The sequence below is a fragment of the Prauserella muralis genome (assembly GCF_003202285.1).
Taxonomy (GTDB): domain Bacteria; phylum Actinomycetota; class Actinomycetes; order Mycobacteriales; family Pseudonocardiaceae; genus Prauserella_B; species Prauserella_B muralis.
This window is the reverse complement of record NZ_MASW01000005.1, coordinates 860409-884018: the sequence shown is the minus strand read 5'-3', so window position 1 is coordinate 884018 and position 23610 is coordinate 860409. Positions and strand designations below refer to the sequence as shown.

At 73.9% G+C, this 23610-nt stretch carries 22 protein-coding genes; 11 read left to right on the top strand and 11 right to left on the bottom strand.

The features are described 5' to 3' along the window. Nucleotides 1–51 precede the first annotated feature (51 nt). The 5 genes from BAY60_RS24985 to mycP are packed head-to-tail and all read left to right on the top strand — an operon-like array spanning nucleotide 52 to nucleotide 4208. Nucleotides 52–1662 carry a WXG100-like domain-containing protein gene (locus BAY60_RS24985; protein WP_112283444.1) on the top strand — a complete coding sequence of 537 codons (1611 nt, stop codon included), beginning with the start codon at nucleotides 52–54 and terminating at the stop codon, nucleotides 1660–1662. A gap of 13 nt (nucleotides 1663–1675) precedes the next feature. Continuing rightward, entirely contained in the window at nucleotides 1676–2248 is a 573-nt protein-coding gene (locus BAY60_RS24980; protein ID WP_112283443.1) for a hypothetical protein, read from the top strand. Continuing rightward, a complete protein-coding gene (locus BAY60_RS24975; RefSeq protein ID WP_170160533.1) occupies nucleotides 2187–2567 on the top strand; it encodes a YbaB/EbfC family nucleoid-associated protein in 381 nt (126 codons plus the stop codon). The genes BAY60_RS24980 and BAY60_RS24975 overlap by 62 nt, the downstream gene beginning before the upstream one ends. After that, nucleotides 2567–2905 carry a hypothetical protein gene (locus BAY60_RS24970; protein WP_112283441.1) on the top strand — a complete coding sequence of 113 codons (339 nt, stop codon included), beginning with the start codon at nucleotides 2567–2569 and terminating at the stop codon, nucleotides 2903–2905. The genes BAY60_RS24975 and BAY60_RS24970 overlap by 1 nt, the downstream gene beginning before the upstream one ends. A gap of 4 nt (nucleotides 2906–2909) precedes the next feature. Next, nucleotides 2910–4208 carry a type VII secretion-associated serine protease mycosin gene (mycP, locus tag BAY60_RS24965; protein WP_112283440.1) on the top strand — a complete coding sequence of 433 codons (1299 nt, stop codon included), beginning with the start codon at nucleotides 2910–2912 and terminating at the stop codon, nucleotides 4206–4208. A 22-nt stretch (nucleotides 4209–4230) separates the two neighbouring features. Here the strand turns inward: mycP and eccB are convergent, their stop codons facing one another. Together eccB and eccD are read right to left on the bottom strand one after the other, a co-directional pair. Further along, nucleotides 4231–5643: a type VII secretion protein EccB gene (gene eccB, locus BAY60_RS24960; RefSeq protein WP_112283439.1), complete on the bottom strand. Its 1413-nt coding sequence runs from the start codon at nucleotides 5641–5643 to the stop codon at nucleotides 4231–4233. A gap of 4 nt (nucleotides 5644–5647) precedes the next feature. Next, nucleotides 5648–7027 (bottom strand): type VII secretion integral membrane protein EccD, encoded by a 1380-nt coding sequence (gene eccD / locus BAY60_RS24955; RefSeq protein ID WP_112283438.1) that lies wholly within the window; start codon nucleotides 7025–7027, stop codon nucleotides 5648–5650. A gap of 144 nt (nucleotides 7028–7171) precedes the next feature. Here eccD and BAY60_RS24950 point away from each other — a divergent pair, with 144 nt between their 5' ends. Next, nucleotides 7172–8560, top strand: a complete 1389-nt coding sequence (locus BAY60_RS24950; protein WP_245992792.1) for a serine/threonine protein kinase — start codon at nucleotides 7172–7174, stop codon at nucleotides 8558–8560. Between the two features lie 4 nt (nucleotides 8561–8564). Here the strand turns inward: BAY60_RS24950 and BAY60_RS24945 are convergent, their stop codons facing one another. From BAY60_RS24945 to BAY60_RS24920, 6 genes are all read right to left on the bottom strand, one after another. Further along, the gene (locus BAY60_RS24945) at nucleotides 8565–10703 is read right to left on the bottom strand and encodes a transglutaminase TgpA family protein (protein ID WP_112283437.1); all 2139 of its coding nucleotides are present in this window, start codon (nucleotides 10701–10703) and stop codon (nucleotides 8565–8567) included. Next, entirely contained in the window at nucleotides 10700–11842 is a 1143-nt protein-coding gene (locus tag BAY60_RS24940; RefSeq protein WP_112283436.1) for a DUF58 domain-containing protein, read from the bottom strand. Before BAY60_RS24940 ends, BAY60_RS24945 begins: the two co-directional genes overlap by 4 nt. Before the next feature lie 4 nt (nucleotides 11843–11846). Then, nucleotides 11847–12803, bottom strand: a complete 957-nt coding sequence (locus BAY60_RS24935) for an AAA family ATPase (RefSeq protein ID WP_112283435.1) — start codon at nucleotides 12801–12803, stop codon at nucleotides 11847–11849. Then, entirely contained in the window at nucleotides 12800–14710 is a 1911-nt protein-coding gene (locus BAY60_RS24930; RefSeq protein ID WP_245992791.1) for a fibronectin type III domain-containing protein, read from the bottom strand. Before BAY60_RS24930 ends, BAY60_RS24935 begins: the two co-directional genes overlap by 4 nt. A gap of 168 nt (nucleotides 14711–14878) precedes the next feature. Further along, entirely contained in the window at nucleotides 14879–16132 is a 1254-nt protein-coding gene (locus BAY60_RS24925; RefSeq protein ID WP_112283433.1) for a sensor histidine kinase, read from the bottom strand. Next, nucleotides 16129–16815 (bottom strand): response regulator transcription factor, encoded by a 687-nt coding sequence (locus tag BAY60_RS24920; RefSeq protein ID WP_112283432.1) that lies wholly within the window; start codon nucleotides 16813–16815, stop codon nucleotides 16129–16131. Before BAY60_RS24920 ends, BAY60_RS24925 begins: the two co-directional genes overlap by 4 nt. A gap of 35 nt (nucleotides 16816–16850) precedes the next feature. On the opposite strand from BAY60_RS24920, the gene BAY60_RS24915 reads away from it, so the two are divergent. From BAY60_RS24915 to BAY60_RS24900, 4 genes are read left to right on the top strand one after another with little or no spacing between them, the layout of a single operon-like run. Continuing rightward, nucleotides 16851–17630, top strand: coding sequence for an AfsR/SARP family transcriptional regulator (locus tag BAY60_RS24915; protein ID WP_112283431.1), 780 nt, complete (start codon nucleotides 16851–16853; stop codon nucleotides 17628–17630). A 12-nt stretch (nucleotides 17631–17642) separates the two neighbouring features. Next, on the top strand, nucleotides 17643–18941 hold the full coding sequence (locus tag BAY60_RS24910; protein WP_245992790.1) for a hypothetical protein: 1299 nt from the start codon (nucleotides 17643–17645) through the stop codon (nucleotides 18939–18941). Beyond that, the gene (locus BAY60_RS24905) at nucleotides 18941–19669 is read left to right on the top strand and encodes a helix-turn-helix transcriptional regulator (RefSeq protein ID WP_245992789.1); all 729 of its coding nucleotides are present in this window, start codon (nucleotides 18941–18943) and stop codon (nucleotides 19667–19669) included. Before BAY60_RS24910 ends, BAY60_RS24905 begins: the two co-directional genes overlap by 1 nt. After that, nucleotides 19662–21344, top strand: a complete 1683-nt coding sequence (locus tag BAY60_RS24900) for a right-handed parallel beta-helix repeat-containing protein (RefSeq protein ID WP_112283429.1) — start codon at nucleotides 19662–19664, stop codon at nucleotides 21342–21344. The genes BAY60_RS24905 and BAY60_RS24900 overlap by 8 nt, the downstream gene beginning before the upstream one ends. Here the strand turns inward: BAY60_RS24900 and BAY60_RS24895 are convergent. Beyond that, nucleotides 21332–22012 (bottom strand): response regulator transcription factor, encoded by a 681-nt coding sequence (locus BAY60_RS24895; RefSeq protein ID WP_112283428.1) that lies wholly within the window; start codon nucleotides 22010–22012, stop codon nucleotides 21332–21334. The two genes, BAY60_RS24900 and BAY60_RS24895, sit on opposite strands and share 13 nt — an antisense overlap. 106 nt (nucleotides 22013–22118) lie before the next feature. Between BAY60_RS24895 and BAY60_RS24890 the strand changes: the two genes are divergently transcribed. Continuing rightward, nucleotides 22119–22547 carry a hypothetical protein gene (locus tag BAY60_RS24890; RefSeq protein ID WP_112283427.1) on the top strand — a complete coding sequence of 143 codons (429 nt, stop codon included), beginning with the start codon at nucleotides 22119–22121 and terminating at the stop codon, nucleotides 22545–22547. Here the strand turns inward: BAY60_RS24890 and BAY60_RS24885 are convergent. Together BAY60_RS24885 and BAY60_RS24880 are read right to left on the bottom strand one after the other, a co-directional pair. Beyond that, nucleotides 22531–22848, bottom strand: coding sequence for a hypothetical protein (locus tag BAY60_RS24885; protein ID WP_112283426.1), 318 nt, complete (start codon nucleotides 22846–22848; stop codon nucleotides 22531–22533). The two genes, BAY60_RS24890 and BAY60_RS24885, sit on opposite strands and share 17 nt — an antisense overlap. A 107-nt stretch (nucleotides 22849–22955) precedes the next feature. Continuing rightward, nucleotides 22956–23597 (bottom strand): TetR/AcrR family transcriptional regulator, encoded by a 642-nt coding sequence (locus BAY60_RS24880; RefSeq protein ID WP_112283425.1) that lies wholly within the window; start codon nucleotides 23595–23597, stop codon nucleotides 22956–22958. Nucleotides 23598–23610 lie beyond the last annotated feature (13 nt).

Genomic DNA, 23610 nt, shown 5'->3' with positions numbered 1-23610 from the left:
GAGACTGGATCGCGGTAAACAGACCGGTTCGCCGTCCAAGGAGCATCGACCATGACCGAGCAGGCAGGTGAAGGCGGGTCCGCAGGTGCCCCGGCGCCGGCCCCCGAGCCGGCACCCGCAGAACCGTCGAGCGCCGGATCCGGCGCGCCGGAGGGTGGCGGGGGCACCGAAGGCGCCGAGCCCGCGGATGCGGCCGCTGCCAACGCGGGCGAGGACCCTGGTGCCGCCGAAGGCGCCGAGGCCGAGCCGGCTGCCGAAAGCCCGGCCGAGGGTCCCGAGGACACCGCGGCCGGTGAAGGCACCGAGGACGCCGCGGCCGGCGAAGGCACCGAGGACGCCGCGGCCACTGAGGACACCGCAGCCTCCGAAGGTACCGCGGCCACCGAGGACGCGGCCACCGAGGATGCGGCGGCCACCGAAGGCGCGGCCGATGCCGGAGGGGACGAACCCGGCTCACCGAGCGACTCCGAGACGCCACGGGACGATGCCGGGCCTCAGTACCACAACGCCGAGGCCCCCGCACAGGAAGCACCGGCAGAAGGTCAGGAAGGCGGGAAGAGCGAGTTCAGCTCCCTCGTCGACTCGATCGCCACGCCACCGCACCCGCCGGACAAGCTGCACGAGATCGCCGACTCGACGGCGGGTGTGGGCGACGACCTGCAGCCCGCACGTGACGAGGCCGACCGCTTCGCGCACGTCACCACCGAGGACTGGCCTGACGCGGGAGGCGAGCAGGCGCGCACGCGTTCGGCGGAGTCGGTGGCCGAGGCAGACGAGATCGCGGCCGACGCGCGGGCGATGAGCCAGTACGCGCGGACGAGCGCCGCGGAGATCGACAGCGCGAGGGCAGACGGCCAGGCGACCACCGCTCAGTACGAGGCCGAAGACGCGAAAGCACAGACCATGTTGTCGTCGGCGGGGGAACACGACCTCGCTCGCCAGCACCTCGCCCACCAGGCAGCCGCCGAGAACCAGCAACGGTATGCGACTGCGGCGGAGAACGTCCGGCAGGCGGCACCGGCACTCGGGACGGCCGAGAGCTCCCGGGACGGCGCAACGCAGGCCGCCGACGGCAACTTCGACTGGGGCCCGCTGGATCCCCGTGACGACAACCCCGTGATGGACGAGCTCAGAAGGCTCGTCAACGGAACGGGGGAGGCCGTGCAGGACGCGGGCAGGTGGCTACTGACGATCAAGCCGGAAGGCCCGGACGCCGGTGTCTCGCCACCGACGGGGCCCGGCGGTGACACGATCGGCAGTGTCGACGGGCACGCGCACGCCGACCACGGCAGGTGGGAGGCCTTCGGTGGTGCGGTGCAGGGCGACTACTCCCTCGGCGTCGACGGCTCCGGTCAGCTGAACCGGCCGGGCTCGGAGGACCCCCTCGTCAAGGTGGAGACACAGGGCGGCATCAAGGCGAATCTCGACGAGATCCCCCTGATCGACGCTGGGCCGCTGTCGGCGTCCATCACGCCGGAAGCCCGGCTCGGGCCTGGCATCGACGTGGAATTCGACCCGAGCTGGGAGAACGGGACGCTGGATCTCAACGGCAAGGTGAGCGCGTCGCCGATCGTCGGCGGCGGGCTCGGCTTCGACGTTCAGGTCGACGTGAACGAGATCCTGCAGAGCCTGGACTCCGTGCGGCGCGGGGCCTTCGGCTGAGGAAAGGGAAACAATGCCATCACCCGGATCGCTCGAGCTCTCCCTGCCCGCCGGCTGGCAGCCGCTGTCACCGGGCGAGCTGAACCTCGACGTCGCCTTCCTCGCGCTCAAACTCGACACACATGGCTCGGGTTTCACCGCCACCGTGGTGGTCGAGTGCCTGGTGGTGCGACCGGGCACGGCGCTGGCCGAGCTCGCCGACAACGCCGCGGCGGCCCAGCCGGCCGCGGTCGTGACCGATCGCCGCGGCTGGCAAGGGCCTCGGGGGCCACGGCTGAGACAGGTGCTCCGCCTGAGCGGTGCGACCGCCCAGGAGTCACAGCGGCTCGTCCGTGCGGAGGAGTACGTCGCTCTCGTGGAGAGCGCCTCACCCACCGGAACGCCGGTGTTGCGGGCTACGTCGACCGCGACGCTCGACCAGGCCGACGAGATCGCGGCCGACTTCGCACAGATGCTGTCCGCCCTCGACTCGGACCGGGCCGTGAGGCGGAAACCGCTGGAGAGCAGGGAAGGAAGGGACAGTGATGGCAGGGCCGATGATCGACGCCGCCACGCGGAGGGCGGGATACGAGAAGCTGCGCGATGATCTCCTCGAGATCCGGGCCAGGATCGCCGACATCGAGGTGACGGCGGACTCCCCGGACGGCCTGATCAGCGCCACGGTCGTGGGCCGTGGTGAACTCAGCGACCTCTACCTGGATCCCCGGATCTACCGCACGAAGGATTCCCGGGCGCTCGCGCGGGCCATTGTGGACACCATCGCCGACGCTGTCGCGCAGTCGCACGACGAGCTGTTCGAACTCACCCGTGCCTACCTGCCGCCCACCGCGAAGCGCGCAGGCACCGACGTGCACACCGATGCGTTCCTGCACCAGCTCGGCACGAAGATCGAGGGAGAACGGTGATGGCCGGCTACGACATGGACCCGGACGCGGTGACGGCGAACCTCAACCGGCTGCGCGCCGCGGGCGAGGACTTCGCAGGCGCCTGGGAGAAGCGTAAACACGCGCTGCGGGCCAGCGAGGCGGGAATCGGCGGCGACCTCATCGCGCAGGCGTTCCTGGAGCGGTACCGGCCGCTCGCGGAGCGGCTGACCACCAGGGCTGACGGCATTCCCGCCGCGTACCGGACGCTGTGTGACGACGCGCTCTGCTGCGTCGCCGACTACCGGGCCGCCGACGCCACGGGCAGCGGCGCGCTCACCCGGCTGACCGGCACGGACGGCCACGAGACCGCCGGGTAGGGCCATGCGCAGGCTCAGCACCGCGACGGCCGCCGCGCTCGCGGCGGCCGTCGCCGGCTCCGTGGCCGGCCCGGGTGCCGCCGCGGCGGCGCCACCACCGGGCGCGTGCGACAACCCCAGCCCGGCGAGCCCCGTCGTCCGCGAGCTGCCGTGGGCGCAGCGAACACTCGGCGCGCAGGCAGTGCGACGGCAGGCCACGGGCAGCGGCGTCGTCGTCGCGGTCGTGGACTCCGGCGTGGACAGTGACCATCCGCAGCTGCGCGAACCCGGGAAGGTGTTGCGCGGCCAGGACTTCTTCCTCGTCGGCGACCTGCCGGGCAGCTTCGACTGCGTCTCGCACGGCACGGCCGTCGCCAGCATCATCGCCGCGCGGCCCGCCGAGGGCATCGGCTTCGCCGGGCTTGCCCCCGATGCCACGATCCTGCCGGTGCGCGTCAGCGAGCGCGACGCCACCGGTGAGGGCACGGCGCAGGCCATCGACCCGGAGGTGCTCGCCCGTGGCATCTGGTACGCGGCCGACCACGGCGCCGACGTCATCAACCTGTCCGTCGCGGGCAGCCTCGACAACCGCTTCGTGCGTGACGCCGTCCGGCACGCCCAGAGCAGGGACGTGGTCGTGGTCGCCGCCGTGGGCAACGCCCAGCAGGGCCAGGTGCCCGGCCCGGCGACCTATCCCGCGGGCTACGACGGTGTGCTCGGGGTGGGCGCGGTCGACGTGACCGGAACCCGCCTGCCGAGTTCTCAGATCGGTCCCCAGGTGGACATCGTCGCACCGGGTGGGCGAGTGCTCGCGGCCGCCCGTGCGGGCGGGCACCGGTATCAGGACGGCACGAGCTTCGCGGCGCCGTTCGTCGCGGCGACGGCCGCGCTGGTGCGATCGGCGCGGCCGGAGCTGTCGGCGGAGCAGGTGGTGCAGCGGATTCTCGCCACGGCGACGCCTGCTCCCGGCGGCCTGGACAGCGAGGCCTACGGCGCAGGGCTGGTCAATCCGTATCGCGCGGTGGCCGACGGTCTCGTCGGCGCCCCGCCGTCCCCGCCGTCCCCGGTCGAGCGGCCTGCGACCGACCCGGCGCAGGCGCGAGCCTCCGCGTGGTGGGACGGCAGCATCTCGGCCTCCCGGGTGGCGGCCGTCGTGACCCTCGCGGTCGCGGTGCTGGGAGCGGCCGTGGCCTTGGTCCTGCTCCGCGGGCGCCGGTCCCGCTGGCAGCCCCGTCGCGCCGTGCTCCCGGCACGCGGGCCGGTGCGCGACGAGCTGCCCGACGAGCTGTTCGTCGTTCCCCCGCCTCCTGCCGAGCGGCCGTGACCCGAGACCGGGGAACGGCTGCTCACCGCCGGCCCGCGACGAACACCGCCGCCGGGTCGAGCCCGCTGCCCATCGGCACCCTGGCCACGATCGCCGCAGGCAGGCGGACGGGACGCACCTCGCCGTAGCCGAGCATGTCCAGCACCTCCCGGCCCGCCAGCGGGAATGCCTCGCCCTGATCGGTGACCAGTACGACGGTGCCGGCCTGGGCGTCCGCGCTCGGCATCGCCTCGACCACCGCGGCCCGGCCGGGCTCGACGTGGATCGCGTCCGCCATCGGCATGCCACGAGCCGTGCGGCCCGCGGTCGCCAGAGCCTCGGTCTGGGGCAGCCGGGGGTCGACGTGGAGCGCCGGCGTCGCCGACCCCGGCTCGTAGGTCGCGCAGAGCGTGTCCCCGCCGGCGAACCGCGGCCGGACGCGGGGCGCCGCCGCCGGACCGGTGTCGCCGGCAGGTGTCACGCGAGCGCCGGCGACCGCGGCCGGACTCAGCGGGATGCCGGACGGCACACCATCGCGGTAGGCCTTCCTGGTCCGCGGATCGGCGCGCTGCAGGTCGTACTGCAACGGGGAGATCGGCCGCAGGCGGTCGGCGTCCGCGAGGTAGTGCTCGGTGCCTCCCGACGTCTCGACGACGAGCAGCTGCCCCACCCGGAGGTCGTCGCGGCCCGGCACCGCGGTCGATCGCGAGCCCGTGCCCGCGAGCCGGATGGGAGAGATCGGCTCGCCTGCCGGGAGCAGGTCCACCAGCGGCATGCTGGCGCGCACCGTGGGCTCGGACTGCAGCGAGAGCCCGACGGCCACCGGGCCCGGATGGTCGATGCGGTGCCGGTAGCCGCCGGAGATCAGGTACTGCTCCCCGGTGCCGGGAACCTCGACGTGCACGGCGGTCTCACCCACCGGCCTGCCGCCGCGCGCGCCCTCGCCGACCAGCAGGACCGACGCCACCGTGCTCTGCCCGGTCTCGTCGGGCACGGGGCGGGAGCAGAGACTCCAGCCGCCGGTGAGCAGCTTGTCCCTGCCGGGCAGCGCGTCGGGCGCGTCCGGGATCCCGATCCTCGCTCCGCGCGGCACGCCCAGCAGCGAGTCGCTCGACACCGACACCGTCTCGGCATGCTCACCCAGCGCCAGCAGCGCCGAGACGTAGTTCGGCACGGGATGCAGTGTCCCGCCGAGGTAGACGTATCGCGCCCCGGTCTCCTTCGCGACGATGACCGAGGGCCGGTCGCGCCAGGCCGAGTTGCCGCCCGGGTTGACCAGTCCGAACACCGCGAACCCGGCCAGCGCGAGCACGGCGAGCACGATGCTGCCGAGCGCCGCCCCACCGGGCCTGCGAAACGGCGGCTGTTCCGGATCCGGGTCGCGGGTGACCAGTGCCGAGGTGGTGCGCTGGGCGAGAAACTGGTGCGCCTGCAGCAGATCGCGTTTCGACGACACGGCGTCACCCTCCGAGCCCGCGCATGATTCCGTACAGGCCGAGCACCGCGCACAGCACCGGCACGCAGGCCAGCACGATCGCCACCTCCAGCAGTTCCGCGTACCGGCCGAGGAAGGGACTCGGGGCACTCCCGCTGTGCCGGAGCCCGGCCGCGACGGCGAGCCCGCCGGCGAGCAGCAAGGCGGGTGCGGTCACGGCCAGCAGGGTCCCGGCGGCGCTCATCCCCGGCCCCGCCGCGAGCGCGCCCGCGCAGAACACCCCGGTGAACAACAGCGGCGCCCGGTGCCGCAGGGCCGGATAGAGGCGGGCGCGCAGGCAGAAACCCGCCGACAGCACCGACAGCAGCACGATCACCGACGTGCTCGACTCCCGTGCGACGACGAGCAGGCACACCACGGCGACCGTGGCAGACCCGGCGATCATGCCGGTCAAGAGCTGGTCGGCGCGCAGCACCGCGGCGTAGACCGCGCGGCGCGGTGGCTGCGGATCGTCGCGGACCAGGTCGGCGGTCGTGCGCGGGAGCACCGGCATCGGCACCCTGCCCAGCCGGATCGACAGCGGACCGAGCAGAGGAGAGAACAGCAGCACCACCGTGGCCGCCACGGCGGCGCCGTCCACGCCGTCCAGTGCGTCCAGCGTCGCCAGCCACGCCCCGAGCGCTCCGACGCCACCCGCGGTGCTGCCCGCGAGGAACAGTTCGGCGCGGTCGACCACGCCCACATACCCCAGCACGGACGCGATCAGCAGCGCCGAACAGCCCGCGAGCAGGTGCGGGGCTCCGAACCCGGCCTGCTGCGGGCCCGCCCCGAGCAGCAGGGCGCCACCGGCGAACGAGAACGGCAACGCCTGCGCCGCGACGACGGCACCGGCGCCCGCGTCGCCGAGCGCTCTCGCCAGGACGGTGCCCGCCAGCAGGAGCAGCAGGCCGGTGCCGAGTGCGACCCACGCCGCCGTGGCCCAGGGCGGTCCCGCCCGCACGATCGCCAGCAACGCCAGCAGGGTGGCGAACCCGCCCGCCGCGAGTCCCGCGGCGCGCGTGTGCGCCGGGCCCCAGAGGCGGCCCGTGCGGCCGCTGCCCTGGGCGATCGTGTCGGCGAGGTCGTCGTACTCGAGCTCCGGCCAGTGCAGGCGCCGCGGCACGAGGTGCAGCACCTCACCGTCGCGGAGCCCGCAGGCGGCCAGTGTCGTGCCGAGTTCGAGCGCGGTGCCGTCGGCGCGGCGCAGCAGCCAGCCGCCGTCGGTCACGCCGTCGTCGGGCAGGTTCTCGCCCGCACGCCGCAACAGGCCCGGCAGCAGCTCGGCCACGGTCGACCGCTCCGGCAACGCGAGGTCGAGCCGCCGGGCGGGCGCGTCGATCGTCACCCTGACGAGTGTGGTGGTCATCCGTCGTGCCCCTTCGAAGCCTCGGGTGGTGGCAGCAAACGGCCGTGATGCCCGCTCTGCACCTGAGCACTGCTTACGATCGCGGCGCGAGGACGGCGGCGGAACCGGGACGGCAGCTAGCGGACACGACGGGATGACGCCACAATGACCAGCGCGATGACGATGCTCTCCGGAAGCGACGAACTGGTTCCCCTTGGCGACGGCCCGGTCGCCACGGTGTTCGCGGGCGTCGATGCGCACAGCGGTACGGCGTTCGCCCTGAAGGTCTTTCCCGGGGGTATCGACCGGCGAACCCGCGGTGAGCTCGACGCCGAGCTGCGCGGCCTCGCCGACGTGCGCACCCGGGCCCATGTCCTCGTCGCCGACGGCGTCGAGGAGCTGCCCGACGGCCGCTGCGCGCTCCGGATGGAGCTGTGCGCGCAGTCGCTGCCGGAGCTGGTCGCGTCGTTCGGTCCCCTCACGATCGACGACGCTCTGGCCCTGGGCAGTGGGCTGGCGAGCGCGCTCGCGGCCGCGCACGGGGCCGGCATCATGCACGGAGGCGTCACCCCGGGCAACGTCCTGTTCCGCCCGTCAGGGGAGCCGGTGCTCGCCGATTTCGGGCTCGCGCTGCGCCACGCGTTCGCGGGCGACGTCACCGGTGCCGCCGGCTTTCTCGCACCGGAGACGGTGCGCGACGGCACCCGCGACGAGCGGACCGACCTCTACGGGCTGGGCGCGGTGCTGTATTTCGCGCTCTCGGGCGCCTCCCCGCACCAGGGGCGGCCCGGGGAGCAGGCGGACGACCAGCTGCTCCGGACACTCAGCGGCGAGGTGGTCCCGCTGCAACGGCCCGATCTGCCTGCCGGGCTCGGGCAGCTCGTCGCGGCACTGCTGGCGAAGAACCCCGACGCGCGGCCTCTGGATGCCGCGACGGTGGCAGCCAGGATCGGCGCCATGACAGGGCCCGCACGGGCCGAGCCGGCGTTCGACGATTTCGGTGGCGCGGTGGCGGATTCCGCGCCGACGCAGCCGATTCCCGTGGCCGCCGCGCCGCCCCCCGCTCCGGCGCCGCCCGGCCCACCGCGCGGCCACCTGCTCGTCGAGTACGGACCGGGCGACCGGCCCCGCGGCAAACCGAGGGCGGGTCTCGTCCTCGCCGCGACCGGGGCGCTGGCGGTGCTCGCCGTCGCCGTGGTCGTGCTGCTGCTGAACCAGCCGGCTCAGCTGGACGTGCGCGGGGCTGCCGAGGTTCCCGAGCAGAGCGCACCGGCCGCGCCCGGTGTCCCGCCCGTGCAGATCGAGCTCGCCGACCCCGTCGACAAGGGCAACTACGTCGAGCTGTCGTGGAGCAGCAGCGAGCCCCTCGACTACGCGATCGTCGTCGCGGCCGAGGGGCAGCAGCGGCGCACCATCTTCGTGCAGCGGGCGACCGAGTACCGGATCGAGGTCGATCCCGTCAAGGGTTACTGCTTCCAGGTTCAGGGCGCGAACAGCGCGGGCGTCTACACGAGCCAGTCGAAGCCCATCCACAACGCGACCTGCAGCGAGTAGGCGCTCACCGCGGGGGCCGCAGGGGAGCGGGGTTCACCGCGGCGCGGATCCGCGCCCGCAGACCTCGCCGCGCGAGTCCCTTGCGCACCGCGCGGACCGCGGCCCACGCCTGCGTCCCGCTTTCCGGTCCGGGCTCGGTTCCGGACCACAGCGCGACGTCCACCGCGGCGCCCAGCGACCGCAGCCCGTGGGTGGCCTCGTCGCCGAGCGGCTGGGCGGCCACGGCCACCGTCGTCAGGTCCCGCACGGTCATGCCCGGCGACACCGGGACCCCGTGGGCGCGCAACGCGTCCCGCGCCTCCTCCCAGGCGCCGATCACGGTCGCCGCGCCCGGCCTCCGCCTGCGCCCGCGTGCCCGCAGAGCCTTGGCGAGCGGTACTCCGGTCAGCCAGGCCAGCACCGCCGCCGCCGGTACCGCGAGCAGCACCCACCACGGGACCGGCCAGCCATCGCCGGAATCGGAGCCCGGCGGCGTCGGCTCGGGCGCGACAGGGGCATCGCGGAGCTCGTCCCGGTCGGGCAACGACCTGCGCACCTCCTCGGTGGCCGCCGCCAGCCCCCGAGCGGGCACTCCACCGGCCGCGCCGGCCGAACCGCTCGGGTCGAGCGGCACCCAGCCGACACCCTCGACGGCGACCTCCGGCCACGCCAGCGCGTCGCCGTTGCGGACCGTGTACCGCCCGCCGTCGCGGTCGGCCGGTGTGCGGAACCCGACGACGAGCCGTGCCGGAATGCCCTTCATCCTGGCCAGCGCGACATAGGCGGCGGCGAACTGCTCGCTGGTGCCGCGCTTGCTGTCGAGCAGGAACTCCCGCAGCTGCGCCCAGGAATGCCCGGTGGGCAGGTTCTGCCCCGTCGCCAGCCGGTACTCCGTGCGCAGGAAGTCCGCCAGTGCGACGGCGGTCCGGAAGGTCGGCCTCGCGGGCACCGCCCGGTCGGCCAGCTCGGCGATGCCGTCCGGAACCTGCCCGACGCCACCGAGTGTCCCGGCGGCGACGTCGCGGTCGATGGCGGCGTTCACGAGGTCGTCGCGGTGCACCTGGGGCTCCCACCAGCTCAGTGTGTACGAGGCGGGCCGTGGCGCGTCGGGGGCGAGCAGCGAGCCCTGCCGTTCCTCCACGAGCGGGCGGATCCCGCCGACCGCAGCGGGCGACGGCTGGCTCGGCAGCCAGGGACCGTCGAGGCGGGCGCCGCTGATCCGGGCCGTCCGCCGCTCGACCTCGACCGTGACGTCGGGGCTGGGCGCCAGGGCCGAGCCGAGCCTGCGATACGCCGATCCCGGGGTCCAGTTGACGCCGTCGAAGCCCGAGAGCACGACCACCGGCCACCGGTCCACAGCGCTGGCGCCGTCCACTGTGAACACCGGGACGCCGGGATGGGTGAGCCGGTAGGACAGCAGATCCAGCGGATTGGTCAGGCTGCTCGCCGTCAGCGGGGCGAACTGCTCGTCCCGCAGCGTGTACCTCGCGTCGTCACCGGGCAGCACGAGGGCGCCGAGCAGGGCGCCGATCACGGCGAGCACCACGGCCGGTGTGGCGAACAGCAGCCCCGACGACAGTCGCCGCCCCGTTGACACGCGCTCCGGTCTCGTGGCCACCAGCAACGCCCCGGCGGCGGCCGCGTAGGCGAGCGCGGCCAGGACCGCCGCCACGCCCGTGGTGGCACCGTAGAACTGGCTGAGCACGAGAACCGCGAAGCTCGGGGCCAGTGAGGGCAACGCTCCCCAGCGGTGCAGCAGCTCCATCCCCAGCACACCCGCGAGCAGCACGAGCAGCGGCACGAACAGCATCAGCCCGGGGTCCGGACGGGCCGGCCACGTGGACTGCAGCGCGAGCTGCCACGAGCCCGTGATCCCGGACCCGAGGGCGCGTGCGGTGCTTCCGGTCGGCAGGCCGGCGACGGTCGTGGACCACAGCATGGTCTCGACGACGCCGAGCAGGCCGCCGAGCAGTGCCAGCACCGGCCGCCACGGCACCAGCGCCTCGCGGCGGGACACCGCCACCGCGATCGCCAGCGACACCGTGGCAGGCACGAGCAGGGGGAGCACGAGCGGCCACACGCCGAACACGGGGGCGAACAACAGTCCGGCGACCACGGACGCCAGCGTCACGAGAGCGGCGGGCACCGGAGCGAGGCGGGTCAACCGAGCACCTCGTTCCACCTGCGGACGGCGTGTGCGGCGTCGTCGGCGCCGACCATCCGTGCCCCGGCCACCGCGTGCGCCTCGCGGCCGCTGCCGCCGAGCACGAACACGAAGATCGACGAGTAGCGCTGCCGCAGCCAGGCCATCGACGTCAGCTCGGGCCCGGGTGAGGTGACGACCGCGAGACAGCCGCCGAAGCCGCGGCTCGCGGCCAGTGCCGCGGGCACCACCGGGTCGCGCGCGTCGCCGCTCTGCCGGAGCACGCACAGCTCGTCGAGCAGGGTGCGGGTAGCCTGGCTCCCGCCCGCGGTCGGTACGTCGAGCCCGGAGGAGGTGACGAGCCGGGTGTGCTGCCCTGCCCTTGCCGAGGAACCCAGCAGGGAGGCCGCGACGTCGACGGCCTCCTCGAACGTCTCCGGCGCGAGCGAACCACGGCGGGTGTCGAGCAGCACGGTGAACCGCGGCTGCTGAGGGTCGGCCAGGTCCCGCACCATCAACCGCCCCGTGCGAGCGGTCGCCCTCCAGTGCAGGTGCCGCACCTCGTCGCCCGGCTGGTACTCCCGTACGTCACGGAGGTCGACCGAACCGCGAAGCACCGCATCGGTCGCGGCGCCCTCGTGGTGGTGGCGGGGATGCGCGCCCACGAGCGCACGCGCGGGGAACTGACGCGGGTACACCTTGAGGATCGCGGTGTCGCCGGTGGGCAGCCTGTTGGTGGCGAGCCCGAACGGGTCGACCCGGTGCAGCAGCAGCGGCCCGACGGTGAGCTCGCCGCGGACCGGGGTCGCGAGCTCGTAGTGGTACGTGGACTCGGCTCGCGGTGGCGAGGGGCGGATCCGCACGGTCTGTTCCGCCTCGCCCGCCGTGTCGGTGGCGAGCAACGCCGGCTGCCGGTGCGCGGTCGGGTTGCGCACCCGCAGCCGGGCCAGAGCGGGCTTGCCACGCTCGACACGGTCCGGGTACACCGCACGCGTCACGGTGACGCGCACCGGACGCGCGGTCAGCGCGACGGCGGCCAGCACCGCCGCGAGCGCGATGCCACCCAGCGCCCGCAACAGGGGAAGCCCCGCCCACTGTCCGAACACGACCAGCAGCACGCAGAGCCCGAGCACCGCCATGCCTCGCCTGGTGGGCCGCACGGCGTCACCTGGTGGCCACGTTGACCGCGGGCGCGGGTGTCGCGGCGAGCACCTCGTCGACGATCTCACCGGGCGTGCGCCGGCTCAGCTCCGCCTCCGCCGTCAGGATCAACCGGTGCGCGAGCACCGGCTTGGCGACGTCCTTGATGTCGTCCGGCGTGACGAACCCGCGCCCCGCCATCGCGGCGAGCGCCTGACCGGTGCGCACGAGCGCGATGCTGCCCCGGGGACTGGCGCCGAACCGCACGGCAACGTGGTCGCGGGTCGCCGCGGTGAGCCTGGCGGCGTACTCCACGACGGCACGGTCGATGTGCGAGCGGCGCACGTCCTCGATGGCCCCGCGCAGCGTCTCGATGTCCACCACGGTCGGCAGGTCGTCCGCGGTGACACCGGCGCAGTCGCTCATGATCACCAGCACTTCCGACGCGACGTCCGGGTACCCTACCGACAGCCTCATCAGGAACCGGTCGAGCTGCGCTTCGGGCAGCCGGTAGGTGCCCTCCATCTCGATCGGGTTCTGCGTGGCGACGACGAGGAACGGGCGGGGCACGTCGTGCGTGACGCCGTCGGCGGTGACGCGCCGTTCGGACATCACCTCCAGCAGCGCCGACTGCGTCTTGGGAGTGCCGCGGTTGACCTCGTCGGCCACCACGATGTTCGCGAAGACGCTCCCGCGATGGAACGTGAACTCCTCGTCCTTCTGGTGGTAGACGGTGACGCCGGTGATGTCGCCGGGCAACAGGTCGGGGGTGAACTGGATCCGGCTCCACTCGCCCCCGATGCTGCGCGCGAGACACCGCGCGAGCGTCGTCTTGCCGAGCCCCGGCACGTCCTCGATCAGCAGGTGCCCCTCGGCCAGCAACGCGGCCACCGCGAGCCGGACCAGTTCCGGTTTACCGCGAATGACCTGCTGCACGTTGTCCGAGATGAGCCTGCCCGCCTCGCTCGCCCGTGTGCTCATTCGCCCGGCCACAGGTAGCGGTTGGACACGAGGTTGAGCTCGGCGATGTAGACCCAGACCTCGTAGCCGGGTTCACCGAAGTCGATGTTTTCGAACACTGCGTTGCCGTTCTCGTCGGTTTCCCAGCCCGAGCCCGGATTCTCCCAGGTCGGGTGGTTGGAGTCGACCTCGAATTCGTACATCGTGTTGGGATCCAGCCCGGTGGCCTCCACGTGGATCTTGTGGCACGGCGGGCCACAGCCGTCGTACTCGCTGGGGTCGCCACGCGAGATCGTGATGGCCTGGTTCGGGATGACCACGGTGGTGCTTGCCGCCGGGCCCCGTCCGGCACGGTTCTCCGCCACCACGGTGACGGTGTAGGTGACGCCCTTGCCCAGTCCGGAAAGGACCGCCGTGCGCGCGTTTCCGGCCAGCGTCTGGCTTCCCGTGCCGGTGACCGGCCGCCACGAGACGTGGTAGGCCGTCACGGGCGCACCGTTGGGACTGGCGGCACCCCAGGTGATCCGCGCCGTGTCGCTTCCCGTCTCGTGCGTGGCCGCGACGTTGGTGGCCACCCCCGGAGGGCTGGCGGGCAGCGGCCTCGGCGGTGGTGGCGGGTCCGGCGGCGGAGACGAGCGCGTGTCCGGCTGGGCCGGTGGTGGCGACGAGGGCGGTGGCGGAGGAGGCTCCTGGCGCGCGGGCGGTTCCTGGCGCGCGGGCGGCTCCTGTGCCACGACCTGCTGGTCGGTCCGGGAGGGCGATGGCGCGGGCGGGTTCTCCTGCTGCCTTCGCCGACCGCGTTCGGGTGGCGGCGCCTGCGGCTTGTCTCCGGCCTCGGTCCTCTCCTCGCCGACGAGGGGAACCTGGCTCGTCCGGCCCCCCTCCTCGACCACCATCACGTGCCGTCCCTTGTCGCCGTCGACGTACACGCGCGCGTCCTCGCCGCGCGTGAGCCTCGGCTCGCCGGTCTCCGGCGGGACCGGGGTGACGCCCTGCTGCTTGCCGTCGCTGGTGTAGGTGCGCACGGAGTTGCTCTCGAGATCGAGCAGGACGACCGAGTCGCCGCTCGGCTCGGGCCTGGCGTACTCACCGTCGGGCAGGTCCACGGTCACCGGCGCCGCCGCCGGTGCGGCCGTGGTGACTCCGCGGGCGTCGATGAGGTGCAGCTCGTCCTTGCCGGGGTCCAGGATCGGGATGCGCCCGCCCGCGTCGGCCGTGCCGATCTCCGCGGTGCCGGGCACGTCAAGGCCGATGTTGACGGGCTCGCCGAGGTCCTCGTCGAGCACGGCGTGCACGGTGTCCGCCGTGGTGTCGACGAACGCGGGCCGCGTGTCGACGACGGTCAGCTCGCCGCTGTGCCCTCGCGGGGTGACGGCGGGGCAGGAGACCTGGTCCGAACCCCTGGCCAGCTTGCACAGCACTCCCGAGGCACGACGGTGCAGCCAGAGCGTGCCGTCGGGCGTGGCGACCGGGTTGCCGAGCCCCTGTCCCGCGCGGATCGTCGTCGGCTGCTCGCCGAGCCGCACCACCGTCCCGGCCTCCCGGTACACGAGGTACGGACCACCCGCGGTCTCGACGCCGACCGGGCGCTCGCCGGTCGGTGGGGTGATGGTGCGCTCGACTTCCAGAGTGGACTTGCCGAACTCCCTGATCCGGGAGTCGCCCACGACGTAGGCACTGGTGTCGCCCTGGTAGACCCGGTCACCGGGATCGATCATCATCGGCGCCTGCGCGTCGACCGTCTTGGCGCCACCGTTGACGTGGAAGACGACGTCGAGATCCGGGCTGGCGACCCAATGGCCCGCCTGCGCGAAATCGAGCCCCTGCGGTGGCTCGACGGCGCCGGACACCGCGATGGTCACCGTGGCCGCGGTGGCGGCCACGAGCAGCGCCACCGGAAGGCGGCGCCGCAGCTTGCTCCCCGTCACGGGGGCAAGCATAGGATACGCCGGTACATCCCGGGCCGAGATCGCCGACAGCGACCCCGGAACGGCCCAGAACCCGGGCGCCGGCGCCGAGCCGAAGGGCACCTTGGGTACACAGGTTGCACCCAAGGTGCCCTTCGGCTCGGCCGGCAGCCCAGGTTGGACGGCTCGTCAGGGGACCGGAGGGAACGCGAGCTCGAAGATGGCGCCGCCGTCCTGGGCGTTGTAGACCCGCAGATAGCCGCCATGTGCCTGCGCGGTCCAGCGCACGATCGACAGGCCAAGGCCGCTCGAGCCACCGCCGCTGGCGAACCTGTCGAAGCTCTCCTCCGCGACCGACGGATCGATGCCCGGTCCGTGGTCGGCCACCGTCACGCGCCCGCCGGCCACGGTGATGTGCACGATCGCGGGCGCGCCGGGCTGACGGCCGTACCGGATGGCGTTGCCGAGCAGGTTCCCGACCGCCCGCTGGACCAGACCGGGATCGGCGTTGACCTTCGTCGGCGTCGCGGTGACCGTGACCTGCGCGCCCTCCGCGGGCGTCTCCTCCACCACGGCCGTGACGAGCTGGTCGAGCCAGACCGGTTGCATCGCGAGCACCTCGACGCCAGCCGCGAGGCGCGCGCGCACGAGCAGGTCGTCGATGATGGAGCCCATCCTGGCCGCGAGCCGCACGGTCCGGGGTAGCAGGTCCGGCCGTTCCGCGGGGTTGCGCCAGGCCGTCTCGGCCAGCGCCCGCAGCGCCGCGACCGGTGTGCGAAGGTCGTGCGCGGTCTCGGCCAGCAGCACCTCCTGCTGCTCCAGCGCGGCGGCCGCGGGCCGGATGGCGCGGCCGGAGAGCACGTGCCCGGTCACCGCCAGCGCGCTCACCAGCAGGGCGCAGCCGCCGATCACCCACAGCACGACGTTGCGGTGCCGGGCCAGTGCCGCGCTGGGATCGCTCGTGGCGACGACCGCGCCCGCGTACTGGCCCGCCGCGTTGAGGAACGGCTGCGCGACGACCCGGACGAGCTCGCCGCCCTGACCGGGAACGTAGCCCTCGACGAACCTGCCGCTCGCGGCCGCGTCCCGCGCGAGGCCGTAGAGATACCTCCGGTCCTCGGCCACGCAGTCGCGCGTGCTGAAGTGCGGGTCGAACTCGCCGGCGCCCGCGGGCAGCACGGCGAACTCGGGGCAGCTCGTGTCGATCTGGTCGCCGCCGATGTAGCCCGTGGTGATTCCCGTGTCGCCCGTGCGCTGGACGAGTCGCAGCACCGCCGCGGTGACCTGCTTGAGTTCGGTGTCCATCCGCAGCTCGCCCGCCTCGCGGTCCTGCTCGATGAACAGCCACGCGAGCACCACGAGGCCCGCCGCGTTGAGGATCGTGAACAGGACGGTGAGCAGCCAGCGCAGCCGCCGCAGCCGGGCGGCGGCCGACGTCGTCACGAGCCGCTCCGCGCCGCGCCGAAGCGGTAGCCGACGCCGCGCACCGTGTGGATCAGCTCGGGCGCGCGCAGCTTCGCGCGCAACCTGCGGACGACCACGTCCACCACGTTGGACATCGGATCGGTGCTGGTGTCCCAGCAGTGGTCGATGAGCTCGCTGCGGGTGACCGCCTGCTCGGGGCGGGCCATGAGGTACTCGAGGATCGCGAACTCCTTGTCGCTCACGGTGAGCAGGGCACCCCCGCGCCGCACCTGTCGCCGCGCGCTGTCCAGTTCGAGGTCGTCGTGGCGCAGCACGGGCGACCGCCGCTCACCGGCGCGGCGGCACAGCGCGATCACCCTGGCCGACATCTCCGGGACGGCGAACGGCTTCACCAGATAGTCGTCGCCTCCGTGCTCGAAGCCCGCGACCCGGTCGGCGACGGCGTCGCGCGCCGTGAGGAACAGCACGGGCACGGCCCAGCCGTCCTGCCTGCGCCGCCCCACGTAGGTGACCGCGTCGCCGTCGGGCAGCATACGGTCGAACACCGCGCAGTCGTGGTCGGCCCGACCGAGCGCCGCGTGCGCCTCCGCCAGGTCGGCGGCCTCGTCGACGTGAAAGCCCTGCGCCCGCAGCTCGGCCGCGACGGCGACGCGCAGATCCTCGTTGTCCTCGACCACCAGCACCCGTGCCGTCGCTGTCATCGGATCCTCATGTTCGTGCCGCGATCGTTGGTCGCATGCTTTTCCATGTTCTGGGGCCGCTGGAGGTGCACGGCCGTGGCGGGTACGTCCACCGGCTCGGCCGTGGCAAGGCCGCGACCGTGCTGGCGACGTTGTTGCAGCACCCTAACGCGTGGGTCGCCAGGGCCACGCTGACAGCCGCAACATGGCACGAAGCTGCCGCACCGCCCTCGGCACGGGCCAATCTGAAGACCTACGTGTGGCAGCTGCGGCACCTGCTGCCCGAGGACCGTGGCCGGTCACGCATCGAGAGCGCGCCCGGCCGCTACCGGCTGCGGGTGCTGCCCGGCGAGCTCGACGCCGGCCGCGTCGCCGAGCACGCCGCACGGGCACACGCGGCGGTCGCCGGGGCGGAGTTCGCCACCGCCGTCGGCGAGCTGAGCGCGGCGCTGGCGCTGTGGCGGGGCCGCCCGTACGACGGCGTGCCGAGCGCGGCCGAGGAGTCCGGCAGGCTCGTCGAGCTGCGCGGCCGGCTGCGCGAGGAGCTCGGTGCCGCGCAGCTCGCGCTCGGCCGCACCGGCGAGGCGGCACACACCCTGACCGCCCTCACCGCCGACGATCCCCTGCGCGAGAGGGCGTGGGCCTGCCTCGTGCGTGCGCTGCACGCCCAGGGCAGGCACACCGAAGCCCTGGATGCCTTCCGCCGTGCCCGGCACGTGCTGGCGACCGAGCTCGGCGTCCGCCCTGGCCGGGAGCTCCAGGCCGCCCACGACGACGCGCTCGGCGCGGCAGCCGCGACCACCGCGACCACCGCGACTGCCGCGCGGGTGGCGTGAGGGGAGGCGGCGATGACAGTCCGGGAACAGCAGGGGACCGCCGCGGCGAGCGCGGCCAGGGAGCAGGCCGCGCCGTCCGCACGGCGGGGCACCGTCCGGCCGGTCGCCACCGTCGCCGCGGCGCGCGCGGCCGGGGCCCGGCAGCCGGTCGCGCGGCCTGCCACCGCCGAGGCTCCGACCGTGCGACACCGTGGCGAACCCGCCACGGCGCCCATCCCGGTGCCGGCCGCGCAGCAGGCCCAGGCAGGCCGGCCGCTGCCGTTCCCGCCGCGCGAGCGCCCCGCCCGCCGGGAGCCGCTCGGCCTGCCGGTGCTGCGCATCGTCTGCTGGCAGCTCGCGCTCGTGCTGGTGTTCCTCGCGGCCGGCGGCCCCTGGCCGCTCGCCACCGTCCTCGTGCCGATGGCGGTGGCACTGCTGGGCTGCACGGCGGTGCGGGTGCGCGGCAGATGGCTTTCCGACGAGCTCGCGCTCCGGGTCCTGCTCGTGCTGCGCCGCCGCGAGCGGGACCTGCCCGGCACCGCCGGAACCCGCCTGCTGCTCGCCACCCTGGCGCCGGGCGCGAGCGTCGGCACCGCCACGCTCGCCGGGACGCCCTCGGGCGTCGTCAGCCGCGCCGAGGAGCTCGTCACCGTGCTGCGGCCCGCAGGCACGGGTGCCGCCGCCCTCGCGGAGCTGGCGCTGTCGGGGTCCTGGCTCGGTGACGCCGCCGAGCCGGGACAGCCGGCGGTCCGGTTCCAGCTCGTCGTGCACCGCGGTCCGCGGCAGGCCGACCAGGCCCGCGCGTGGCTGGTCGTCAGAGCGGTGCGCGACCCGCGGTTCGCCGACGACGCCCCGCTCCTGGTGGCCGTGAGCAACGCCGTGCGCAAGCTGCACCGCAGGCTGAAGAGGACGGGCATGGCGGCCGGGCCGCTCACGGCGCTGACCGAGGAGGAGATCCTCGCGACGCTCGCCGCCCTCACCCACACCGGACCGGGCAGGGCAGCGATCCGGGAGGACCGCCGGTACTGGCGTGCCGGGCCGATCGCGCAGGCGGGCCTGCGCCTGTCGGGTCTGGGAACGCGATCGCCGGTCGCCCGCGTGCGCCTGCTGCACCACGTGCTCGCCGCCGTTCCCGGCACCGCCTGCACCGTGTCCGTCACGCTGCCGGGCCACACCGCGGTGGTCCGGGTGGCCGCGACCACCGACGCCGCGGTCGACGCGGCGGCAGGGCGGCTGCTGAGGACACGACCGCCGGAGATCCACCTGGAGCGGATGGACAACCAGCACGCCGCGGCGGTCGCCGCGACGCTGCCGATCGGAGGGACCTCGTGATGACCCAGTCGCTGCCCGACCTTCGCGACGCGCCGCCACGGCTCGCGGTCCTGCAGGGGCACGCGTCCTGCCAACCGGTGTCGCGGCACGCGCGCGTGACGGCGAAACTGGCCGCCGCGCAACGGGAGGTGCTCGTCGTCAGTTCGCTGCGCGGCGCTCCCGGCGACCCGGTGACGGCCTTCCGCCGGATCGACCACGCCAACCTGCGGCGCGGCGTCCGGTACCGGATGCTGTTTCCCGACGACGCGCGCATCGCGGCCGGTACCTCGCGGCATCTCGCCCAGCTGGCGCAGGACGGCGCGGAGATCCGCACGATGCCCGCCGTGCCCGTCGAGGCGCTCGTCGTCGACCGGGCGTTCGCCATCGTGCCCGCCGAACGGCGGGACGGGCACGGCGCAGCCGAGGTCGCCGACGTGGCCGTGTTCCGGCTGCCGAGCGTCGTCGCCACGATCACCGAGCTGGTCGAGCGCCTCTGGCCGTCGGCGGTGCCGCTGGCCGCGAGTCCGCGGCCACGGCCCGCGGGACTGGACAGGCGGGACCGGGACCTGCTGTCGCTGCTGTCGGCCGGCTGCACGGACGAGTCCGCGGCGGCCACACTCGGCGTGTCGGTGCGCACCGTGCGGCGCATGGTGTCGAGCCTGATGGACCGGCTCGGCGCCCGCAGCCGGTTCCAGGCGGGAGCCAAGGCCGCCGGTCGCGGCTGGCTGGAGGGGGCTGCCGATGACTGAGGCCGCACCGGCGAGGGAGCCGACCACGCCGCGCACCGTCCTCGTCGACCCGGGAAGACACGGTGCCTACCCCACCGTCGGTGCCGCGGTGCTCGGCGCGCCCGACGGCGCCTGCGTGTCCATCTCGGCGGGCACCTACGCCGAGACGCTCGAGCTGCTCGACCGCAGCATCACCCTGCGCGCGGCCGAGGGGGCGGAGGTGGTGCTCGACGGCGGCGGTGCCGACGTGCCCGTGCTCCGGGCGTGTGGCGGCGCGCTGGCCGTGCGCGGGCTCACGGTGCGCGCGGGCGCTGCGGCGGCCGTTCAGGTGGAGAACGCGGAGCTGACTCTCGACGGCTGCACGGTCAGCGCGGAGCAAGGGCCGGGGGTGGCGGTCCGCGGGCCGGGACCGCTGTCCATCACCGGCGTCACGATCACCGGAGCCGAACACGGGCTCGTGCTGGAGGGCGCCTCAGGGGTCGTCGAGAACGTCACGATCAGCGACATCGCCGCGGATGGTGTGATCGTCGGGCTCGGGGCCGACCCCGTGATCCGCTCGTGCACGGTCGGCGGCTGCGGCCAGCGCGGCTTCTACATCTACCAGCACGCCCGTCCGGTCGTGGAGAACTGCCGGGTCTTCCGGACGGGCCAGGCGGCGATCGCGGTGGCGCACCGTGGTGAGCCGGTGCTGCGCCGGCTGTCGGTCAGCGACGCGCTCGGCGTCGGCATCGACGTGGGTCCACAGTGCGGGGGCACGATCGAGGGGTGCGACGTGACCGGCACCGCGGAGCCGGCCATCCGGCTCGCCGGGTCGGCGACGGCGAGGATCGTCGCCGGGCCAGGCGCCGCCGCGAACCGTTCCGTGGCACTCGACGGCCTGCTCGCGGACCTGGACGGGATGGTGGGGTTGCCGGGCGTGAAGGCCGAGGTGCGTGCGCTCGTCGACGAGATCCAGGTCAACGCGTGGCGCTCGCGAGCGGGGCTGGCCACGGGCGCGCTCAGCCATCACCTGGTGTTCGCCGGAGCGCCCGGTACCGGCAAGACGACCGTCGCGCGCACCTACGGCAGGCTCCTGCGTGAGCTCGGCGTACTGCCCGCCGGGCAGTTCCGGGAGGTGTCGCGACGCGATCTCGTCGGCCAGTACATCGGCCACACCGCCGAGAAGACCGCCGGGGTCTTCGAGGAGGCGCTCGGCGGCGTGCTGTTCATCGACGAGGCCTACACCCTGGCCCGGCAGCCGGCCTCCGGCGGCGACTTCGGGCAGGAGGCCATCGACACGCTCGTGAAGCTGATGGAGGACCATCGTGAGCAGATCGCGGTGATCGTCGCGGGCTACACCGCCGAGATGCGTCAGTTCCTCGCCGCCAACCCGGGCCTGGCCTCGCGCTTCGCCAAGACCGTCGAGTTCGAGGACTACACCCCGGACCAGCTGGTCGGCATCATCGGCCGGATGGTGACCGCTGGGGACTACGAGCTGGATCCCCGGTCCGGGCCCGCGCTCGCCGCGTACTTCGGCCGGATCTCCGCGGAGCCGGGTTTCGGCAACGCCCGTGACGCACGGCGGTTGTTCGAGGCGATCAGGAAGGTCCAGTCCGGCAGGCTGAGCAGGCTGGGCCGGATTCCGGACGCCGCCGAGCTGCGTGGACTCACCGTCGGTGACGTGCTCGGCGCCATGGAGGGCGGTCAGCCGTACTGAGCGCGCGGCGCCGGGTCGCCGAGCACGTAGCCGACGCCGCGCACGGTGTGCAGCACCGGCGGGGGCCCGAGCTTGCGCCGCAGCTGCGTCACCAGCACGTCCAGAACGTTCGAGGCGGGGGGCACGAGCTCGTCCCAGGCCGCCGCGATCAGCTCCGCCCTGCCCACCGTGCCGCCCCCCTCGGCGACAAGCCGTTCGAGCACGGCGAACTCCTTCCGCGTCAGCCTGAGCCCCGTGCCGCCGCGCCGGGCCTCGTGCCGGCCGAGGTCCAGTTCGAGGTCCCGCCACCGCAGCACCGGCGGCGTGGGCAGGCCGCCGCGGCGGCACAGGCTGCGCACCCGGACGACGAGCTCCGGCACGGCGAACGGCTTGACGAGATAGTCGTCGGCCCACGCGAGCCCCGCGATGCGGTCGCGCACCGTGTCGCGGGCGGTGAGGAACAGCACCGGCACCGCCCATCCCGCCTTCCGGCGGCGCTCGACGTAGGCCAGTGCGTCGCCGGCGGGCAGCATCCGGTCGAAGACCACGCAGTCGTAGGCGTTGACGGCGAGCGCCTCGTCGGCGTCCGGGAGGTCGGCCGCCGTGTCGACGGCGAGCCCTGAACCGCGCAGAGCCGCCTCGACCGCCACCCGCAGGTTCTCGTCGTCCTCGGCCACCAGCACGCGCACGTGCGGGAGGTTAGCGCACGGCAGGGCCGGTGCCTGTCATCAAATCCTCATCCCCGGTGCAGCACCGTGGCACTCAGCCGGACACACGACGACGAAAGGCAGTGACATGGAACAGACCACACAGCGCCCGAGGATGCCGTTCTCCCTCAAGGCCTCGCTGGGGATACTGGGCTTTCAGGTGCTGTCCAACGGGGCCATGGGGGCCCTGCTGCTGTACTTCGCGGCGGAGGATGCCGAGCACGGCCGCTCGGTACCCGGGCTGCAGTACGTGCTGGGATACGGATCGGTGGCCGTCGCGGTCGTGCTGATCGGGTGCGCCGTGCTGCTGGGCCGCCGTGTTGCGGGGGCGAGGATCGCGGTGACGGTGCTCGAGGTGCTCACGGTGCTCAGCGGTCTGCTCGCCGTCGTCCAGGGCGCCGTTCAGGGCGTCGTCGGGATCGTGCTGGCGGTCCTCGTGATCGCGCACCTGTTCCGCCCCGACGTCAACGCCTGGCTGCACCCTGCCCCGGCGGAGTCGGTCACGCGTACTGGGTGAGTCCCAGGCAGACCAGGAAGACCGGCAGGGCGAACAGCGCCAGCTGGTGGAACGGCCGGGGACGGCGCCAGCCGACAAGGTAGGTCAGCGGGGTGCCGAACACGGCGACCGCGACGAGCGCGGGGCCGTACGAGTAGTAGAGGCCGTCCGGGTCGGGGGGCCCGGCGGCGACCAGGACGACCAGCGTGAGCACCGCCTCCCACAGCAGGATCGAGGCCAGCGACAGCAGCCACCCGCGGCCACGGGCAGGCTGCTGTCGCTCGGCGCCGTTGTGGCGGTTGCTGTGCTGTGAGGTCGGCATGCGCCCAGCATCGCCGTCCTCCGAGCTGGATGCGGGCCGCCTGGCAGCAAGCGGCCAGACCACGCCGCCGGCATGGCGCGCCGAGCCGGGCGGCGTGGTCTGGCCGCTCAGCGCAGCGAGGGAAGACCTGCGACGAGCGCGCTGATCGCGCGCGTCATCGCGGGCAGGAACGCCACGTGCGCTCCGGCAAGGTCGGGATTGCGCGCGTAGACCTCCACCAGGGTCGGCGGCGGGTTGGCGGCAGGGTAGAGCGCGGTTGCCAGCCCGGCGGCCGCGGTGACGACCTCCTGGGCCTCCGACTCGGTGAGCTCGGCGCTCGCCTCCGCGATGGCCGCGCTCAGCTCACGCAGCTGAACCAGCAACGTGCGTTTGAAGGTGGCCGCGGCCTCGACCGAGACGTTGTGCTCGAATGACGTCGCCGAGTGGCTGAGCAGGTCGCACAGGAGCGGGTGCTCGTCGAACGCTCTGGCCAGCGCGTCGACGACGCCGTCGTCCGGCAGCCTGCGCCGGACGTCGTCGGCCCACTCCCTGCCGCAGTCCAGCACGAGTTCGAGATAGATCTCCTCACGAGTGCCGAAGTAGCGGACCACGTTCGACTTCGCGATCCCGACGGCCCTGGCGATGTCGCCGAGGCTGACGTTGCGCACGCCCGACTCGGCGGCAAGCTCGCGCGCCGCCGCGAGGATCGCCTCGCGGCGCTGCTGCTTGTGTTCGGGCCGCCGGGCCCGGACGAACGTCGACTGAGCCATTTCTCAGGAAGTA

Coding starts and splice junctions, on each gene's coding strand:
- BAY60_RS24910 (WP_245992790.1), top strand. CDS start 17,643: ATGACAGTCCGGGAACAGCAGGGGACCGCCGCGGCGAGCGCGGCCAGG.
- BAY60_RS24885 (WP_112283426.1), bottom strand. CDS start 22,848: ATGCCGACCTCACAGCACAGCAACCGCCACAACGGCGCCGAGCGACAG.
- BAY60_RS24915 (WP_112283431.1), top strand. CDS start 16,851: ATGCTTTTCCATGTTCTGGGGCCGCTGGAGGTGCACGGCCGTGGCGGG.
- BAY60_RS24935 (WP_112283435.1), bottom strand. CDS start 12,803: ATGAGCACACGGGCGAGCGAGGCGGGCAGGCTCATCTCGGACAACGTG.
- BAY60_RS24890 (WP_112283427.1), top strand. CDS start 22,119: ATGGAACAGACCACACAGCGCCCGAGGATGCCGTTCTCCCTCAAGGCC.
- BAY60_RS24920 (WP_112283432.1), bottom strand. CDS start 16,815: ATGACAGCGACGGCACGGGTGCTGGTGGTCGAGGACAACGAGGATCTG.
- BAY60_RS24880 (WP_112283425.1), bottom strand. CDS start 23,597: ATGGCTCAGTCGACGTTCGTCCGGGCCCGGCGGCCCGAACACAAGCAG.
- BAY60_RS24900 (WP_112283429.1), top strand. CDS start 19,662: ATGACTGAGGCCGCACCGGCGAGGGAGCCGACCACGCCGCGCACCGTC.
- mycP (WP_112283440.1), top strand. CDS start 2,910: ATGCGCAGGCTCAGCACCGCGACGGCCGCCGCGCTCGCGGCGGCCGTC.
- BAY60_RS24980 (WP_112283443.1), top strand. CDS start 1,676: ATGCCATCACCCGGATCGCTCGAGCTCTCCCTGCCCGCCGGCTGGCAG.
- BAY60_RS24985 (WP_112283444.1), top strand. CDS start 52: ATGACCGAGCAGGCAGGTGAAGGCGGGTCCGCAGGTGCCCCGGCGCCG.
- BAY60_RS24970 (WP_112283441.1), top strand. CDS start 2,567: ATGGCCGGCTACGACATGGACCCGGACGCGGTGACGGCGAACCTCAAC.
- BAY60_RS24950 (WP_245992792.1), top strand. CDS start 7,172: ATGACCAGCGCGATGACGATGCTCTCCGGAAGCGACGAACTGGTTCCC.
- BAY60_RS24975 (WP_170160533.1), top strand. CDS start 2,187: ATGGCAGGGCCGATGATCGACGCCGCCACGCGGAGGGCGGGATACGAG.
- eccD (WP_112283438.1), bottom strand. CDS start 7,027: ATGACCACCACACTCGTCAGGGTGACGATCGACGCGCCCGCCCGGCGG.
- BAY60_RS24905 (WP_245992789.1), top strand. CDS start 18,941: ATGACCCAGTCGCTGCCCGACCTTCGCGACGCGCCGCCACGGCTCGCG.